The sequence below is a fragment of the Methanosarcina sp. genome, from assembly GCF_049706645.1.
Classification (GTDB): Archaea; Halobacteriota; Methanosarcinia; order Methanosarcinales; family Methanosarcinaceae; genus Methanosarcina.
The window spans coordinates 85,298-101,660 of the sequence record NZ_JBNAKP010000043.1 but is presented as its reverse complement, the minus strand read 5'-3'; the positions used below and the strand labels follow the sequence as shown (position 1 = coordinate 101,660).

General features: G+C 41.1%; 14 protein-coding genes and 1 pseudogene. 7 read left to right on the top strand and 8 right to left on the bottom strand.

The window, feature by feature from the left end:
• Positions 1 to 245 (top strand): zinc ribbon domain-containing protein (locus ACPK8D_RS14340; RefSeq protein WP_424718534.1); only part of this gene is annotated, 245 nt, incomplete at its 5' end.
• 76 nt (positions 246 to 321) lie between these two features.
• Here the strand turns inward: ACPK8D_RS14340 and ACPK8D_RS14335 are convergent.
• Positions 322 to 786: a hypothetical protein gene (locus ACPK8D_RS14335; protein WP_424718533.1), complete on the bottom strand. Its 465-nt coding sequence runs from the start codon at positions 784 to 786 to the stop codon at positions 322 to 324.
• A 186-nt stretch (positions 787 to 972) separates the two neighbouring features.
• On the opposite strand from ACPK8D_RS14335, the gene msrB reads away from it, so the two are divergent.
• The 3 genes from msrB to ACPK8D_RS14320 all read left to right on the top strand — a co-directional run bounded on the left by msrB (position 973) and on the right by ACPK8D_RS14320 (position 2,503).
• A complete protein-coding gene (gene msrB / locus ACPK8D_RS14330; protein WP_424718538.1) occupies positions 973 to 1,404 on the top strand; it encodes a peptide-methionine (R)-S-oxide reductase MsrB in 432 nt (143 codons plus the stop codon).
• A gap of 138 nt (positions 1,405 to 1,542) precedes the next feature.
• Positions 1,543 to 1,731 (top strand): hypothetical protein, encoded by a 189-nt coding sequence (locus tag ACPK8D_RS14325; protein ID WP_424718532.1) that lies wholly within the window; start codon positions 1,543 to 1,545, stop codon positions 1,729 to 1,731.
• 127 nt (positions 1,732 to 1,858) lie between these two features.
• A complete protein-coding gene (locus ACPK8D_RS14320; protein ID WP_424718531.1) occupies positions 1,859 to 2,503 on the top strand; it encodes an HAD family hydrolase in 645 nt (214 codons plus the stop codon).
• 101 nt (positions 2,504 to 2,604) lie between these two features.
• On the opposite strand, the pseudogene ACPK8D_RS14315 reads toward ACPK8D_RS14320, so the two are convergent.
• The 3 genes and pseudogenes from ACPK8D_RS14315 to ACPK8D_RS14305 all read right to left on the bottom strand — a co-directional run bounded on the left by ACPK8D_RS14315 (position 2,605) and on the right by ACPK8D_RS14305 (position 5,944).
• A pseudogene (locus ACPK8D_RS14315) lies at positions 2,605 to 3,743 on the bottom strand (UDP-N-acetylglucosamine--N-acetylmuramyl-(pentapeptide) pyrophosphoryl-undecaprenol N-acetylglucosamine transferase).
• A gap of 71 nt (positions 3,744 to 3,814) precedes the next feature.
• A complete protein-coding gene (locus tag ACPK8D_RS14310) occupies positions 3,815 to 4,963 on the bottom strand; it encodes a UDP-N-acetylglucosamine--N-acetylmuramyl-(pentapeptide) pyrophosphoryl-undecaprenol N-acetylglucosamine transferase (protein WP_424718530.1) in 1,149 nt (382 codons plus the stop codon).
• Between the two features lie 480 nt (positions 4,964 to 5,443).
• A complete protein-coding gene (locus ACPK8D_RS14305; RefSeq protein WP_424718529.1) occupies positions 5,444 to 5,944 on the bottom strand; it encodes a phosphate-starvation-inducible PsiE family protein in 501 nt (166 codons plus the stop codon).
• 409 nt (positions 5,945 to 6,353) lie between these two features.
• Between ACPK8D_RS14305 and ACPK8D_RS14300 the strand changes: the two genes are divergently transcribed.
• Positions 6,354 to 7,439: a pentapeptide repeat-containing protein gene (locus tag ACPK8D_RS14300; protein WP_424718528.1), complete on the top strand. Its 1,086-nt coding sequence runs from the start codon at positions 6,354 to 6,356 to the stop codon at positions 7,437 to 7,439.
• Between the two features lie 493 nt (positions 7,440 to 7,932).
• Here ACPK8D_RS14300 and ACPK8D_RS14295 read toward each other — a convergent pair whose 3' ends face one another.
• Positions 7,933 to 8,385 carry an arsenate reductase ArsC gene (locus tag ACPK8D_RS14295; protein ID WP_424718527.1) on the bottom strand — a complete coding sequence of 151 codons (453 nt, stop codon included), beginning with the start codon at positions 8,383 to 8,385 and terminating at the stop codon, positions 7,933 to 7,935.
• A gap of 165 nt (positions 8,386 to 8,550) precedes the next feature.
• Entirely contained in the window at positions 8,551 to 9,300 is a 750-nt protein-coding gene (locus ACPK8D_RS14290; RefSeq protein ID WP_424718537.1) for a metallophosphoesterase family protein, read from the bottom strand.
• A gap of 928 nt (positions 9,301 to 10,228) precedes the next feature.
• Here ACPK8D_RS14290 and ACPK8D_RS14285 point away from each other — a divergent pair.
• The gene (locus tag ACPK8D_RS14285) at positions 10,229 to 11,227 is read left to right on the top strand and encodes a PHP domain-containing protein (RefSeq protein ID WP_424718526.1); all 999 of its coding nucleotides are present in this window, start codon (positions 10,229 to 10,231) and stop codon (positions 11,225 to 11,227) included.
• 1,164 nt (positions 11,228 to 12,391) lie between these two features.
• Here the strand turns inward: ACPK8D_RS14285 and mtaB are convergent.
• Positions 12,392 to 13,777: a methanol--corrinoid protein co-methyltransferase MtaB gene (gene mtaB, locus ACPK8D_RS14280; RefSeq protein ID WP_424718525.1), complete on the bottom strand. Its 1,386-nt coding sequence runs from the start codon at positions 13,775 to 13,777 to the stop codon at positions 12,392 to 12,394.
• A 10-nt stretch (positions 13,778 to 13,787) separates the two neighbouring features.
• Complete coding sequence (gene mtaC / locus ACPK8D_RS14275; protein WP_424718524.1) at positions 13,788 to 14,564, bottom strand: methanol--corrinoid protein MtaC; 777 nt, start codon at positions 14,562 to 14,564, stop codon at positions 13,788 to 13,790.
• Between the two features lie 991 nt (positions 14,565 to 15,555).
• On the opposite strand from mtaC, the gene ACPK8D_RS14270 reads away from it, so the two are divergent.
• Positions 15,556 to 16,326, top strand: coding sequence for a helix-turn-helix transcriptional regulator (locus tag ACPK8D_RS14270; RefSeq protein ID WP_424718523.1), 771 nt, complete (start codon positions 15,556 to 15,558; stop codon positions 16,324 to 16,326).
• Positions 16,327 to 16,363 lie beyond the last annotated feature (37 nt).

Here is a 16,363-nt window from a genome sequence, read left to right as displayed (position 1 = left end):
GGAGTAGTTTTGTAACAAAGTTAGAATACAAAGCTCAATGGTTCGGGAAAACGATTCTGAGAATAGGACAGTTTGAGCCTTCTTCAAAACTTTGTAACGTTTGCGGGTATTATAATTCACATCTAACACTAAAGGATAGAGAATGGACTTGCCCTGATTGCAAGACTCCGCATGATAGGGATATTAATGCTGCAATTAATATCAAAAAGTTCTCTCTCCTTGACCAAAATCTAATAACTATTTGACACCTGCGGAACGCAGGGAAGAGCCTATGGACTTGTTCTCGAAAGAGAGAGGGATGAAGTAGAAAGCCCCATAGCTTTAGCGTGGGGTAGTCCACTGGAAAAATAGCTTGAAAACCACGAAAATCAGGATAAATAGCCCGACCCCTATCTGGATGAGAATTTTTCCACGCTCAACGAGCTCTTTTCTGGCTTTAATTACTCCGTAGCAGACCTGTCCCAGGCCTATTCCTGAGGGGAAAACCAGAGGCCACATGTAGATTCCGCTTTGCAGGTTCCCTGTTGCGTACTGATAAAAAAGAACGAAGCCTAACATATTGAGGGTCCAGCCGAGGGAAGCAAGCCGCTCTCCTAATTTAGTTACGGATTCCATAGCTGTAGCAAAGAAAAACATTCCCAACACTATTAGATAGAATGGCAGCGTAAACTTTCCAAGGCTAATTTGTTTAGAAACGATAACCACAAAGACCGCCACAAGAAGTAAAAGGATAAGTACAGCCGTTATTATACTGTAGTCTTTTCCTTTTTCCAGGTTTTCTTCCATGCCGCCCCAAACTAACAGATCTTATTCCTGAAACATTATTTATATTAAATATTATATAATTTTTGTAATTATATCCTTATATTTGATTCTCTCACTTATAATACGCAATTTTATCATTTTACTTACAATTCGAAGAAAAAGTAATATTTCCTGAACAACTAACTTAAATGCATAGGGGGTTTGCAACTGGCACAGAAAACAATTGAAAAATCTGAGGAAGAATGGAAAAAGGTACTTACGCCTGAACAGTATCATGTCCTGCGGGAGAAAGGTACGGAAAGACCCTTTTCCGGCAACCTGTACTATAACAAGGAAAAAGGAGTTTACACCTGTGCTGCCTGCGGCCAGGAGCTTTTTTCCTCGAATACCAAATTCGAGTCCGGAACCGGCTGGCCAAGTTTCTACGATGTGATTTCGAGTGACAGGGTAAAGCTCAAAGAGGATACCAGCTATTTCATGAACAGGATTGAGGTAGTCTGTTCCCGCTGCGGAAGCCACCTGGGTCATCTCTTTGAAGACGGGCCTGCACCAACCGGGAAACGCTTTTGCATTAATGCCGTTTCTCTTAATTTCAAGAAAGAAGGAGAAGAAGGCAAGCAAGGCGAAGAATTAAAGTAAAGAGATTAAAAGTAAGAAAATTAAAAGTAAGAAGGTTTTTGGTCAAGCTTTTTTTTCAAAAAGCTTGTGTAATCCGGATAAGCCCAATCTCTGTGATTTCTAGATTTTACGGTTGCGGATGGGGGGTTAAGGTAAAACTTGAAACTGGAAAAAAAATATATTGAGATAATTGGGTTTTTAACCTTTTTAATCTCTTACCTCTTATTTTTCAACCTTTTATTTTCCGTCGAGGGATCCGACCTTCCGGTCTACGCTCCAGGCACGCTTATTTTTGCCTTTTTCGGGTACTGGCTCGGAGGTTACCTGTACGAGAAATATTTAAAATGAAACGGATGAAAAGGCTTGCTGGAAAAATTACTCCGGTTATCACAACCTTAGACATATCTATATAGAGATTTTACTGAACTTTGATTTTCATAATATTTATTATAGATTATAACAATCTATTGAATAGATGTTAAAAGCGATAATTTTTGATGTGGATGGGGTTCTTGTAGACTCCATGCGTTTCCAGGCCGACGCCTGGGTTAAAGCCTTCAAGGAAGTTGGTATTACCATAACCAGGGAAGATATTTACGAGCTCGAAGGCTCAAACAACAGGAGGTTAATTAAGTCAGTTTTCGAAAAGGCCGGAAAAGAGCCTGAACCCTGGCATTTAGAGCAACTGCCTGAAAAGAAACGCGAAGCTCTTGAGTTTGATCAGATAAAACCCTTTGAAGGCATTCTGGATTGCCTTAAGGAGTTAAAACGGCATTTCAAGCTCGCCATGGTTTCCGGGTCACACGTCGATACAGTAACCAAAGTTGTGAACAAGTATTTTTCTAACTGCTTTGAGGTAGTAATTACCGGCAGCGACATGGAGCGCGGGAAACCTGATCCTGACCCTTACCTCAAAGCCCTTGAAGAGCTTGATCTGACAAAAAACGAGTGCATAGTAATTGAAAACGCACCTCTGGGGATAACTGCCGCCAAAAGGGCAGGGCTTTACTGTGTTGCAGTTGCAAGTATGCTTGAGCCTGAAAAGGTGGAGCACGCGGATCTCGTGCTCGAAGATCATGCTGCCCTTCTCGACTATCTGAAGAGCCTCATTCCCGAGTGATCAAGGCTTTTTCTGATCATTTTTTTCTGATCATTTTTTCTGGTCATTTTCTTCACTCAACCAAAGGTTTGCAAAAGTATTGCGGGAACTGAAGAGGCTTTTTAAAAAGTTTTTTCTCTAAACCCTTTTTCAAGCATTTCCCTTACAGCACGGGGCCCGTCCAGTTCTCTGGCAAGCCTTCGCAGCCTTTCGGTTTTATTCCTGTACCTTTCTTCTTCGAGAACTTCCCGAATACATTCGAGGACGACCTCAGGAGGTGTGGAATAACTTAGTATCCTTCCATAGGCTTCTTCCTCAATCACTTCAGCATTATTCTCCTGCTCGCTATGCCCTCTGTCAGGGAAAGAAAGGATAGGAATCCCGAAGCTCAGGGCTTCCATAATGGTACTGTGCCCTCCGGGAGCTATTACTGCATCAGAACTTTTCAGGTATGGGTAAGTATCTTCTATGAACTTAAGAAGCTGTACATTTTCCGGCAGGTCAACAAGCTTTGAGGGATCAAATGAAGGGCCTGAAATCAGGGTATAATTAATGGATTGTTCCAGCTTTGCTGTTTCGAGTACCTTTCTGAAAATAGGTTCTCTGTACCCAAAGCCCCCTATAAGGGAAACAATATGCGGCTTCTTAAGGGGAACCTGCTCCACTTCTTCGTATTTTTCTTTTACAAGGGGGCCACTGTAGAACAGCTTTTCCTGAATTTTACTCCGAAAATTCAGGTTTTTCTTGCAAACGGTATAAGGAAGCGGATAATCAGGAATAATTATTTTGTCTACCTTTTCAAAAATCTGGTTGTAGAACCTCCTGGTCACTTCCCCAAGAAGCCTTAAGGATACTCCTCTATTTTTAAAAAATTCTTCCATATTTGATTGGTTCAGGATAAGGTATACCGGAATTCTACGTTTAAAACCAGCAAGCGTTCCCAGATAATAGCTGTCCGAAAAAATGACATTCGGGTCTATCTCTTTTATCAACTTCAGAAGTTTCGGCCCCCCTAAAATATCCGCGTTTTTGAGGGTTGCCTCAATCGAGCCTGTGAAATCCAGGGTTCCAGCCTTTCCGATCAGCTTTATCTCTGAAGGGATTTCATGTGTCGAATATCCTGCCTTTTCAACCATTTCTTTTGAATATCCATAAGCTCCGAAATGCACTTCGTGCCCGCCAGCCAGAAATTCTTTCCGAGCGCAAGACTGCGGCTTGTATGTCCAAGCCCTTCTCCACAGATTAAAATTATTACCTTCATTCTTATCCCTCTTTTTCTGAATGTTCTTATTCCCTATTCGCTTTTCGCTCGGATTTTTTATCTTTCTGTCTTCAGTCTTTTTCATTAGATTTTTCTTTAATCTCTTTTTCAAGAAACTTCCTTACAGCTGCAGGTCCGTCAAGTTCCTCTGCAAATTCTCTCAAGCTTCTGGTCTTCTTGTAGTACTCTTCCCCTTCCAGAATTCCTCTAATACAGGCAAGAATAACTTCCGGCCCTGCAAGGTAGCTCATTCTCTTTCCGTATCCCTCTTCTTCAAGTACGGTTGCATTATTTTCCTGTTCTATGTGTTTTTCATCCGGAAAAGAAAGCAGAGGGAGTCCGAAAGAAAGACTTTCAAGGATTGTTCCATGTCCTCCTGCAGTGATTACCAGGTCCGAGCCTTTGTAATAAGGAAACGGATTTTCCGTAAAGCCTACAAATTCAACGTTTTCCGGGATTTTTGGGAACTGTTCGGGATCTATTCCGGGCCCTGAAATAAAGGTATAGTGGATACTATGATCCAGTTCTGCAGCCTCAAGTACGCTCCTGAATATGGCTGCTCTGTATCCGAAAGCACCAATGGTTGAAAGGACGTTTGGGCGCTGGAAGGTTTTTGACTCAACTTCACTATATTTGCACCTGATAAGTGGGCCGCTGAAGAAAATGGTATTATTGATACTTTTTGTAAGTTTGAAGTTTTTTCGGTTTACAGAATATGGAAGCGGATAATCAGGCACAATGATGCCATTTACACTTCTGAAGATGTAGTTGTAAAAGCTCTTGACTAATTCTCCTGCTACTGTCACCAGGAAATCCTGATTCTGGAAAAATTCCACCATATTGAACTGGTGACCAATAAAATAAACAGGCGTTCTCTTAGCCCGTGCAGCAAGAATACCTGTATAGTAGCCATCCGAAAGTATGACATCAGGTTTGAGTTTCTCAATCAACCTCAAAAGTTCTCTGAATCCTGAAAGGGAAGTATTCTTGAGGGTTTCTTTAATGGACTTTTTGATATCAAAGATCCCGGCCTCTCCGGCTAGCGTTATTTCAGGGGGAATTTCATATGCCTGATATCCTGTTTTTTCTACCAGCTTTTTTGAGTTCCCATATGCCCCAAAGTATACTTCATGCCCGCCAGCCAGAAACTCTTTTCCCAGAGCAAGACCTCGACTTGTGTGGCCAAGCCCTTCTCCGCACATAAAAAGTAAAATTTTCATTTTATTCAATCCCGGTATTTACCTTTCTTCCATTACTCTAAACTGCTTCTATGGGCTTAAAACTTTCAGGAGTAATTTGCATAAAAATAATCTATTCTGTACGAAGCAACCGTATATTCAAAAATAGAATGAAGAGATTCAGGAGCAAATCCAATTTAAAAGGGAGTAACATGGGAAATTTGGGTTTAATAGATGTTGGCATATTTTCCGGTCTGTTCGTATCTTTTTCTGGTCTGTTCGTATGTTCTTGTCCCACGCTACTAAGTAATAATACTCATTTCCTGTTTATATATTTTTCTTCTTTTCTATGTAATTGGCTAATTAAGTATGGATATTTAGCCTCAAATGTATATTTATTTGTCAGAATTTTATTTTCTGAATAAAATACCTTTGAATCCATCTTACGAAACTGATTAAAGACTGTCAACTGAGGCCTTGTTCGTGATAAGAAGAAACCTTTGAATCACCTGAATAAGGAAATCAGTTGTTTTCATGAGTAGCATTGTAACGATCAAAAATAACACTCAGGCCAGTTTTTGAAAGCCGCTCTTCCCTCGGCACAGAAATATGAGGCTCCTGGGTTTCTGCCGGAGAATATTTGACAGCCAGTACTCTCATTATACCCAGTACGAGCAGTAGAGTCGCCAAACTTAAAACAAATTCGTACCCGAATTTTTGTGCATAAAGTCCAACAGCGATTTCACGCAGGACTATTAGAATTGTGGCATCCGTTATATCCGTAAGCTTAATCCGATCGTTCTCCTGGTAATCCACGAAGGCTTTGAAAAGGTCAATGACAATAAAAACCGTCAGTACACTTGTCACCATATGATTGAATCCGCTTTCAAGGGATTCAAGCAAAATAAAACGAATATCCAGTAAGGTTTTTGCCATCCCCACAACTAATGCAAGCAGCAATATGTAAAGAAAAATCGTACTTATCATGTCTGTTACTTTTTTGAACAATTTTATGCTATCCACATCTTTCCTCCTAATATTGGCTGCATTACTCATATTTTTCAGATCATATATACTCTTCCGCATTATTCTATATAGTAATCTCCAAGAACCTATTGTTCGATTTTTCATTATTTTTATTGATCTTTGTTTGCCGGACATGGGACTTTTAGTTTCCCTGTTGTACTATTATTATTCTCAACAAACTTATTAATCGAAAACTTTGTGAGCTTACCGAAAGTTCTGTGAATGTAACTTACTAATTACCCTCTTCTTTCATCACGAAAACAGTATCTAGAGTCAATTGTTAATTTCTTCTCCTTATAAAAACAGATTTAATAACCGATTTGATTTAACTGAATTCACTCACATTCAAAGCAAGTTAATCGTAGGACAGCAATGTTTATTTAAGTATAATATAGATCAACTGTAAATGGACGGTAAAGAAAGAAAAGATCCTCGAGAAGCTAACCTTCAAGAGACTAAGCCTGAAGGAGCCGATTTTATAGAAGCTAATCTTGAAAAGGCAAATCTTATAGGTGCTAACCTTAAAGGGGCTGACTTTAAAGGAGCTAACCTTAAAAAGGCTAAACTCCAGGGAGCTGAACTTCAGGGAGCTAACTTTGAAAAAGCTAATCTTCAAGGAGCTAAACTTCAAATGGCCATACTTTGCGGAGCTGACCTTGTAGAGGCTGACCTTCAAGAAGCTAACCTCCAGAGAACCGACCTTACAGAAGCAAATCTTGAAAGGGCTAACCTTCAAGAGGCTAACTTTAATGGAGCTGATCTTCAAGAAGCCAACCTTCAAGAGGCTAATCTCCAGAGAACTGCCTTTATAGAGGCTAACCTTGAAAAGGCTAATCTTCAAGGGGCTAACCTTCAAGAGGCTAGCTTTAATGGGGCTGACCTTGAAAAGGCTAACCTCCAGGGAGCTAACTTTCAAGGAGCCGACCTGGAAGGGGCTAACCTCCAGGGAGCTAAACTTCAAGGAGCTAATCTTCAAGAGGCTAATCTCCAGAGAACTGACCTTAGAAAGGCTAACCTGGAAGGAGCTTACCTCGGAAAGGCTAACCTTGAAAAGGCTAAACTTAAAGGAGCTAACCTTAAAAAGGCTAAATTTGAGCAGACTAACCTGGAAGAGGCAAAATTTAAAGAAGCCAGCCTTCAAGGAGCTAACCTTATAAAAGCTAAACTTATAAGGGCCAAACTTCAGGGGGTTAACCTTAAAGGGGTTAAACTTGAGGGTGCTAACCTTATAAAAGCTAAACTTGAGGGCGCTAACCTTCAAAGGGCTAACCTCACTGGGGCTAACTTTAATGGAGCTGACCTTCGAAAAGTCAACTTTAGAAAGGCTAATCTTAAAGGGGCTAAATTTAAGGAGGCAAATTTAGAAGGGGCTCAGCATTTATTAATTGACCAGCTTTCTAATGTAAAAACACTTTATAATGCAAAATTAGATGAAAAACTTTCAACAAAATTAAAAGAGATGCATCCTGAGCTGTTTAAAGCATCTGATTAAGAGCCTATCCGAAAAGTGTATAGCCTATTGCAGTTTTCAAAATAGAAATATTCACAATCTAACAGGTACTCGATATTATAGACCTATTGTACCTTTTAACATGTATTATTGGCTTTCTGGATAGTCTCTGAGATAAATAACCCGCGAATAGGTGCTTTTCACTCACAGTAAGTGATCGTCAGTCGTTATCTTTTTCCTTACATGCCTTTTTCATTCAGGGGCAATTTGCTTAGTTTAAAAAACACTTTACCTGGACTTTCTTATAGGAAAATTCCAGTATCCAGTATTCTTATTAATTCTTATTATTTTTCAACGAACCCGGTAGAGCTATTTTTCCTGTTTCACTCTAAGGATTGGAGATATCGTGAATTTCAAAAAAGATTATACCATAGCAATTATGCCATAACAATTATGCCATAGCAATTATACCGTATCAATTATACCATAGTAATTGTAACACATAACAGGCAAAAATCAGGATACTGAATCGGTATCATTCCTCAAATGTCTGCAAAATCCAGTCTTTTATCTCATCTCTGACTCGCCTGAAGACTCTGAGCCGCTCTTCTTCTGATCCAACAGCCGCGGCAGGATCTTCAAAACTTTTGTGAATTACTCCTCTTGCTCTGGGAAGTCTGGTCGGAAGCTCCGGATTTGTGCTGCAGATAGGACAGGCCGCTTTAGCCCGATCGCAGACCGTGACCGCTAAGTCAAATACAGTATCCTGAAATTCCTGGAAAGCTTTGGAGCGCTGATTGGATACATCGATGCCGATTTCCTTCATGACTGTAACAGCGTGAGGATTAACAGTTGTGGCTTCAATGCCGGCGCTGTAAGCCTCGTATCGATTTCCATAAATAGCCCTTAAAAGACCTTCGGCCATCTGTGACCTGGCTGAGTTATGGGTACACAGAAAAAGGACCTTCTTCTTTTCCTCTGGTCTCATACTTGTTACCATCTTATTATTATTGCGCATGATGATAGATTAGCATTGTGATTGTTCCTGCATCCGGTTTCGTGAGGTCTGGGATGCCAGAAAATTTCGCTGGTTTTAGTTTTCATTTTTTTAGCTTCATTCTGTGTCTCTTTTACAATCTGGTCTAAACTCAGATTATATTATACTATCAACAACTTTTTCTTTTTCTCCTCCCGAGAAAACTCTGCAAACTTGCAGATGCCAGCGCGTGCAATCGGATTCTGGCGCATCAATTTCAATCAGGTTGTAACACTGAGACATTTTTCCACGAACTTTGGAAGAGCAGACGGTTCCCGCACTGATGACAAGCATATCGTTTAACCTCCAGACCCAGGGGATGTGCCAGTGCCCGCAGAGTACGAGGTTCACACCTGAACGGTCCAGGAGTTCCAGGACATCTCCTGCGTCTACAAGTACATTATTTCCTCTGCCAGTCCTGGGAATTGGAATAAGGTGGTGGTGCAGGGCAAAAATTTTGAAACTGCCTAATGAGAAAATAGTCTCTATCCAGCCGTAATTCTCCCTTCCTATGTGCCCTTCTTCAAGCTCAGGCTGGGAAGAATCAAGCCCTATTACAGTGACTTCGTCAAAGTGCCCGAAAGTCGATCTGGTTTTGAAAAGATCCTCAAAAAAGAGGTAACCTGCGTTTCTGGAGTCATGGTTTCCTGGAACTATTACCTTGTTTTTGCATTCAATCCTGTCAATGAATTTTTTTGCCCCATTATACTCGGCTGCAAGCCCATTCTCAGTCAGGTCGCCGGTGATTATTACAATATCCGGAGAGTTCAGATTTATGTTTTCAAGCATTGAATCTGCAATCTCAGGCATATAATATGCCTCTGAGAAATGAATGTCTGAAAGATGTACTATTCTTTTGATATCTATTCCTCTGTCTTACTCATTCAGTTTCGACTTTTAGAATAGAATTCATAGGGTAATATATGTATTTATCCGATTTAGCCTATATATAGGAACGAAATTAGGATATTCATAGACAAAATATCTTTACTATATAGTTTATTATACTTCCAACAGTGATTGATATTTTTTTCTCTTGGTATTCTTTGTTTGAAACCTGTTTTCCAGCTAACCTGCGAGAAAACAAAAATGTGCATACGAGGAATTGAATGCAAAATGTAAGTACTTGAACGTCCGGAGATGTTAACTTATTAATTTATGGGCCACAAAAAATAAAAAAAAGAAATTTAAGATACAGACTTACTGTAATAAAAGTAACATGGGATAATTAAGTAAATTTCTACTGATAGCATATTATCCGGTCTGTTTGCGTGCTGGTTGTTCGTATATTTTTGTCCCACGCTACCAATCAATGATATTCTTTCTCATTATATATATTTTCCCGTTTTCTATGTAATAATCTCATTAATTATTGTTATCTGTTTCAGAAAACAATATTTTTTATTTTTCATGTTTTTCCTTCGGAGATTTTGGGGAATACTCTATCCTTCAAATAGCTTTTTTTGCAAAAATGGGCTTAAAATTCTGCTTTTCCATCTGCTCCTTTTGTTTATTTTATTTATGCTATGACCGATAGATAATCTGCTCACAATCGTTTTCCTTCTTTTTCGCTTATTTTTTCCTCCTTTTCACCTATGTGTTCTTTTAATTTTATATTTAGTGTACTTACTTATCTACACATTCAATTCACTTAATTTAAATATATGAGTTAAATAGAAAAACTATATTCTTTAGCGAAATCTCTTTATACTCGTCCTGCATTCTTTTTACTAAGTAAGAATTCTTGAACCTTTTCACTGCAAGGAATTTCTGAATAAAATGGTCGTGCTTGTTTATGCGAGGAAAAACCGGAAACAATGCTAAAACAACTGTAAGCTCTGAGGTTGCAGAAACTCTTCTTCAGGAAGGATGGAAGAAAATGGATCTGCATGTACACTCTTCCTGTTCCTATGATGTCCCTCCTGTGAGGGCAATGCATCCTGCAGTTCTCTTTGAAAAAGCAAGGTCGAAAGGGCTTGATTTTGTGACTTTTACCGACCATGATACTGTCAAAGCTTACGATCTGCTTGGTTGGGAAAGGGAAGGACTGGTTCCAGGGGTTGAAATTTCACTTAACGACCCTGAACACATAGGACACACTCTTCACGTTAATGTTTTTGAACTTGATTCGGAAGAGTTCAGGGAACTTGAGTTGATTGCAAATCAGGAACGCGATTTTAAAAGCTTTATCCGCTATCTCAGAACTCACGACCTTCCCCATATGTATAACCATCCCTTTCAGTTCGCTATCGGAGACCGCCCTAATCTATGGGCTGTACCTGAACTTATAAAGCAGTTTCCAGTTGTTGAATATAACATGCAGAACTTAACGGAGAAAAATCTCATAACTGCAGCACTTGCCAGGAAGTACGGAAAAGGGCTTGTTGCAACTACAGATAGCCACACAGGAGGCATGGGAGCTGTTTACACCCTCGCAAAAGGGGAAACTTTCAGGGAGTTTTTTGAAAATGTTAAAAAAGGAAGGTCATATATTGTGGTTGAAGGAGGGGCCAGGCGACATATTACAAAAGAATTGAACTCCTGGATTGAGCTTGTTTTTACCATGGATAGACAGTTACGAGAAGATCTGAGTTTCACTACAAAGGTCCCAAGCTTTGATAGAGTAATAAGTCTTTTTGCAAATGATAGAATTAAAGATTTTCCCAGAATTAACAGCCTGGCAATGAAATTTTTCCAGAATTTCTCAAGGTCGGGACTCCCTGCTTACATGTACATAAGGGCTGAAAAGCCTATGGTATCCAGAATAGAAAAGATCTTGAATCAGATAGCATGAGTTATTGGGTTGCTTAAATATCCGGTAATGTTTAATTTAAATCAAGTTTATAAGTTTTTTCACAGCTTTTCTGTTTTTTTGCTAAACCCTTTTCCCGCCAATTCTTTTGTAGAATCAGATGTATTTTTAACGCAGCCTGCCAAAGTAGATTTTTCGCTTTTTAGCACCCTATCTGTCTTTAATTCTATTACACTATCAATAACTTGCTCTTTTCCAGAGGAAAATGAAAAAAACCAGAAAATAAGTAGTGGGAATTGAGATGTAGAACATAAGTATGTTAACGTCTCAAAAATGTCAACTTATTAACTGGTAAATCACAAGAAATAAAAAGAAAAGTTTTGAGGGATTGGTTCACTGTAAAAAAGTAACATGGGATAGCCAAGTAGGTTTTTTTTACTTATGGCACGGTTTCTGGTCTGTTCGTATATTTTTTGTCCCACGCTACTATTTATCGATAGTCCTATCCTGTATATAGGTTTTTTCTTTTTTTCTATGTAATTATAAAATAAGTATTGTTCTCATGTCCAGGGAATATATTTTCTCTTTCGAATACAATTCTAAGATTTTTTGACCTGATTTATTCTGCTTCTCTTCTTTACTTCTTTATATTATTTCCTTTTTTAATCGGTTCGTTAACTGAGTGAAAGTCCCTCAAACCTGCAAACCTTTTCAAAACCTGCTTGATCGCAAACTTTTTCAGAAAAAGTTTGATCAAAAACCCCTGGAAGCGGCGTGGTTAAGCGGCGCAACGCAAACCTTTTTAAAAACGGTTTGACCGAAAACGACGCAACTGTGTGGTCAGGCGGCGAAACGCTTGCAGGTCAATGTTTGTGGTCAAAAGGGTGGATTTATGGGCAAGAGAAACTGTTTTTCAACTTTTTCAAGAGGGGTAATTTACAAAGTGGGTTTTCTCAGGGTTGCAGATATGTCTCGGATTTAAAATCCGGTGTGAACTTTTCGTGTCTGCCGTTATTATTAATCATTGACGAACTGAAATGCAAGTGTTTATACGCAAAGATATTGAGAATTGGGGTAGGAACAGAAATAAGGGTACAGGGCGACAAAAACAATGCAAAAATACGGGTCAAAGGTAGCGAGAAGTATTAAGAAATCCAGGGATTAAAGACGAGTTTAAAAAAGAAAAAGAGAACCGGAGGGTTCGGCTTAGAAGCCGTAGTTCTCCGGCAGGAAGACTTTAACTTCACTCTTGTATTTTGTAAGGCAGTCGTCCATGAAGGTGTCCATGTCGTCTGTGAGGGAGTCCAGGGATGCCTTTGCGTCTGCGAGTGCTTTGGTTTCGAACCTGGAGAGCTCGAGCTTGCCGGCTGCACCTTCGCTGACAATGTCGCAGCATGCGATTGCAGCGTTCTTTGCCCTGAGGTAGATGTTGTCTCCGTCCTTGACAATTGCTTCGCCGACTCTGTATGCATTGTCGTATGCGAGTACGTATGCCTGGGGGTCTCTGTACCTGTCGGAAAGCATGAGAAGGTCCCTGAGAACTTTGTCGTTCTTGGTTTCAAGAGCGGTGTTCATTAGGGCGCAGTCGTATGCCAGGGTTTCGGACCAGCACTGAACAGTTGTACCACCGAATTCACCGTGGTATTCAACAGACTCGTTGGACCAGCAGTCACAGCACTGCATAATGAGGTTACCCATTACATCAGAGTGAGCGCAGGTGGAGGTCTTACCTTCCTGGGTCATCGGCATACCGGTGATGGCTTTAATGATGACGTTTTCATATCCGCAGTCCTTACCAGGGCCTTTTGCGCCGGCTTCGTATGCAACGAGGGACCTTGGGGCAGAGATTGCCCTTGCGAGAATTGCGAGGGTGTGGGCAAGGTTCTTGTCGAGCAGTCCACCGCCGATGAACATTGCGGTGTTTGCCTGGGCGCAGTCGGTGTCACCAGCTGCAACAGTGCCGGTCTTCTGTGCAATTGCTGCAATATCGGACCAGATCATTTCCATATCAATGGAGCCGAGACAGCCGATTGCATAGAGCATACCAGCAATGTCGTTCCTGAGAACTGCGTAGTCGAATACTTCCTTACCACCCATGCTCTCTACGGAAAGCAGGTCAGCACCGGCCTTGGCGCATTCTTCAAAGGCTTCGAGGAAGACAGAGTACTTGTCGCCTCTAAGCTGGAGGAAGTCCCTGTTCTCACGGATGTCACCGATTGTGTGGCGGAGTGCGCACTTTATGCCGTATTCATCGTGGTATTCTTCCATGATGGTTTTCTGGGCATGTGCAACTTCTGCTCCCCAAGAGGGGTTGTTGGACATCTGCTGAACGTGTTCGGTTTCGAGGATGACTGCCGGGAAACCGACCTGGACCATTCTTGCCATAATGTCGGTAGTGATCCTCTCGTATTCCTTTACGAGCTTTTCCTTGGATGCACCGGCTTCTGGCCTTGGGGCATAGTTAACTTCAGGAATTGTATAGCCTGCACCGATCTCGAGACCGAGGCCTGCTTTTACCGGGTACTTGGATACGCCGAAGGTCATCTCGTCTGCGCTTGCGTATGCCATTGAAGTGTATCTTTTTGCTGCCATTTAACTCACCTCAGTGCTTGTGGAATTTGTCTCTTAATGCTGCGATATCTGTAGTACCTGCAACGATTGCGTCAGCAATCTTGGGGGCGTCAGCGGCTTCTTCACCGTATACACCAAGTGCATACTGGGATACGAAGTCCTGGTTAACTGCGCCGCCACCGCATGCGAATGGAATCTTATATCCTTTCTCAAGGAGTTTGTCGTTAACTTCCTTGAATGCATACATGGTGGTGGTCATGAGTGCAGTGCCTGTGACCAGGATTGGGTTGTTTGAGGCAACTGCTGCAATGACTTCGTCCACAGGGACGTCCCTTCCGAGGTCAACTACATTGTAGCCGTTTGCCCTGAGGAGAGCGGTAACGATGTTCTTTCCAATGTCGTGAACGTCACCTTCTGCGACGTGGCAGACAACGGTTCCCTTTGTTACAGGAGCAGTTTCGGAGTTTTCCTTACAGAATTCGATACCATCGAGCATGGCGTCAGCAGACATCATGACATTGGGCAGGAAAATTATACCTTCATCATAGAGCCTTGTGACAACACCCATACCGACCATGAGAGCGTCATCGATAAGAGCAATGGGGTCCCTGCCTGCATCGATTGCGGCCTGGAGACCCTCGATAACGTCATCTTCTTCTCCTTCGAAGATGGCCTTTGCGATCGGGTAGATTAATTCGTCCTTAGGATAGATCTCTTCTGCGGCTTCTTCAGGCGTCATTGCCTTTTCCAGAGCCACATTGTATCTGGTTAACACTTTTTTCAGACTTGCCTCTGTAAAGTCCAACATATTTTTAAACCTCCGTTTTGGTTTTTAGCAAAAAGGTCGCTACCGTCCCCGGGTCTGCAGTCCCGGAGATATCAGGCATCGTGAGGTTCCGGCTTTACCTCCGTGAAGTTCTTTCTTTCGGGGTATTCAGCCCTGAAAAAATCCGCAACGCATCCGTTCTAAGGATTCTATCACCAGATTTTCCTCAGCATCTACCAGCGAAAAATTTTCTTCTTCTCACCGGAACTTTTCCTTTTTGATTGATTCGCTTTTGATTGATTCGCTTGCCTGTAATGCTGACAAGCGTATACAGCATAATTAGGGGAAATTATCACATATACCATAACCGACGGAAATTTTTTCCTGGTTTTTACGGCGCAATATGGGGTCTGAAATTTTGAGCCGATTGCACGGCTTTCTACCCTCAAATTTTTTGCTGTTTTTTCTCTTAATAAACGAGCCTTAAATTTTTGAGATGATTTGGCAAGTTCCCTCAACTTTTTTTAGACGTGTGGGTCGAAACTTGATAAATCTTTTTGAACAGTGCAATTATTCAGATAAAGCCTATCAAAAATTTCAATGTTCGTGCTTTGCTCTCTCAATTTTACACAACTTGATTATTCACTCAGTCAGGGTGCAGAATTTTCTACTCTACCCAGTGATACCGTTTTCATGGGAACCGGGGATTTTCCGAAACTCCTGATATTACATTGTCTAGTTCCCTCACGTTTAAAATTATTCATCCAAATCCTTTTATATAAATGGATATATCGAATATCCCCAATATATGGCACAAACGCTTCTTCCTATGCAGGTCGTACAGGACCGGACCGGAACTCGAATTTTCATCCGTCTTCGTACGGAGATTTTAGTGTCACATGATACAGATATTCTATATTTAAACAAAAACGCGATAGAAGTGGTTTGAATGCAACATGAGTTAATAGATGTCGTATTTCGTTCCCAGAAAAGAAAAGACCTCCTTTTACTCTTGGGAGAGGAACCAAGAACAATGGAAGAAATTAAAACCCTCCTTGATGTTTCTCCCACGGCTATCTTACCCCAGATCAAAAGGCTTACAGACAGCGACCTTGTTATTCAAAAAAATGGCAGTTACGAATTGACAGATATGGGAGACCAGGTGTTTAAAAAAGTTCAATCCCTTGTCAATGTCCTTACTTTGCTCGAACGAGACAATTACTGGATCGAACACGACCTGAGCGGAATTCCTCAGTATCTTCTCGACAGAATAGGGGATCTGAGGGACTGCAAGCTGGTTGAAGCCGATCCGAGCCAGATTTTTGAGCCAAGTACGGAACTTTTGAGTTTCTTCTCTTCTTCACGTTATCTTATGGTATTTTCATCCTTTTACAGGCCCGAATTCCTACCCCTTTATACAAAGCTCGGAAGGCTGGAGTCGGAAGTCACCCTTATCTTCACGGAGTCGGTGCTCGAAAAAATCCTGCATAATTATGAAAAGAAAATAAGGAAGCTTGCTACGCTGCAAAACACCGAACTTTTTGTCTGTAATGACGGGGTCAAACTGGCTGAACTTATGGTATCGGACCGTGGGATGATGATCTCTCTCTTTGATTGTAACGGAAGATTCTATCATAATTACATGTCCTGTTCCGAACCTGAGGCCATAAACTGGGCAAGGGAACTTTTTGAATTCTATAAATCAAGAGCCTGGCAGATCGAGAGTGAAAAGTGCATTGATAACTTTGTCTGTACAGTCGAAAGCGGAACTTTTCCGGAATCTATGCTGCTCAGCCTGCACTGAGGTATAAAGGCAATTGTAAGGTAGATTGTAAGACAAT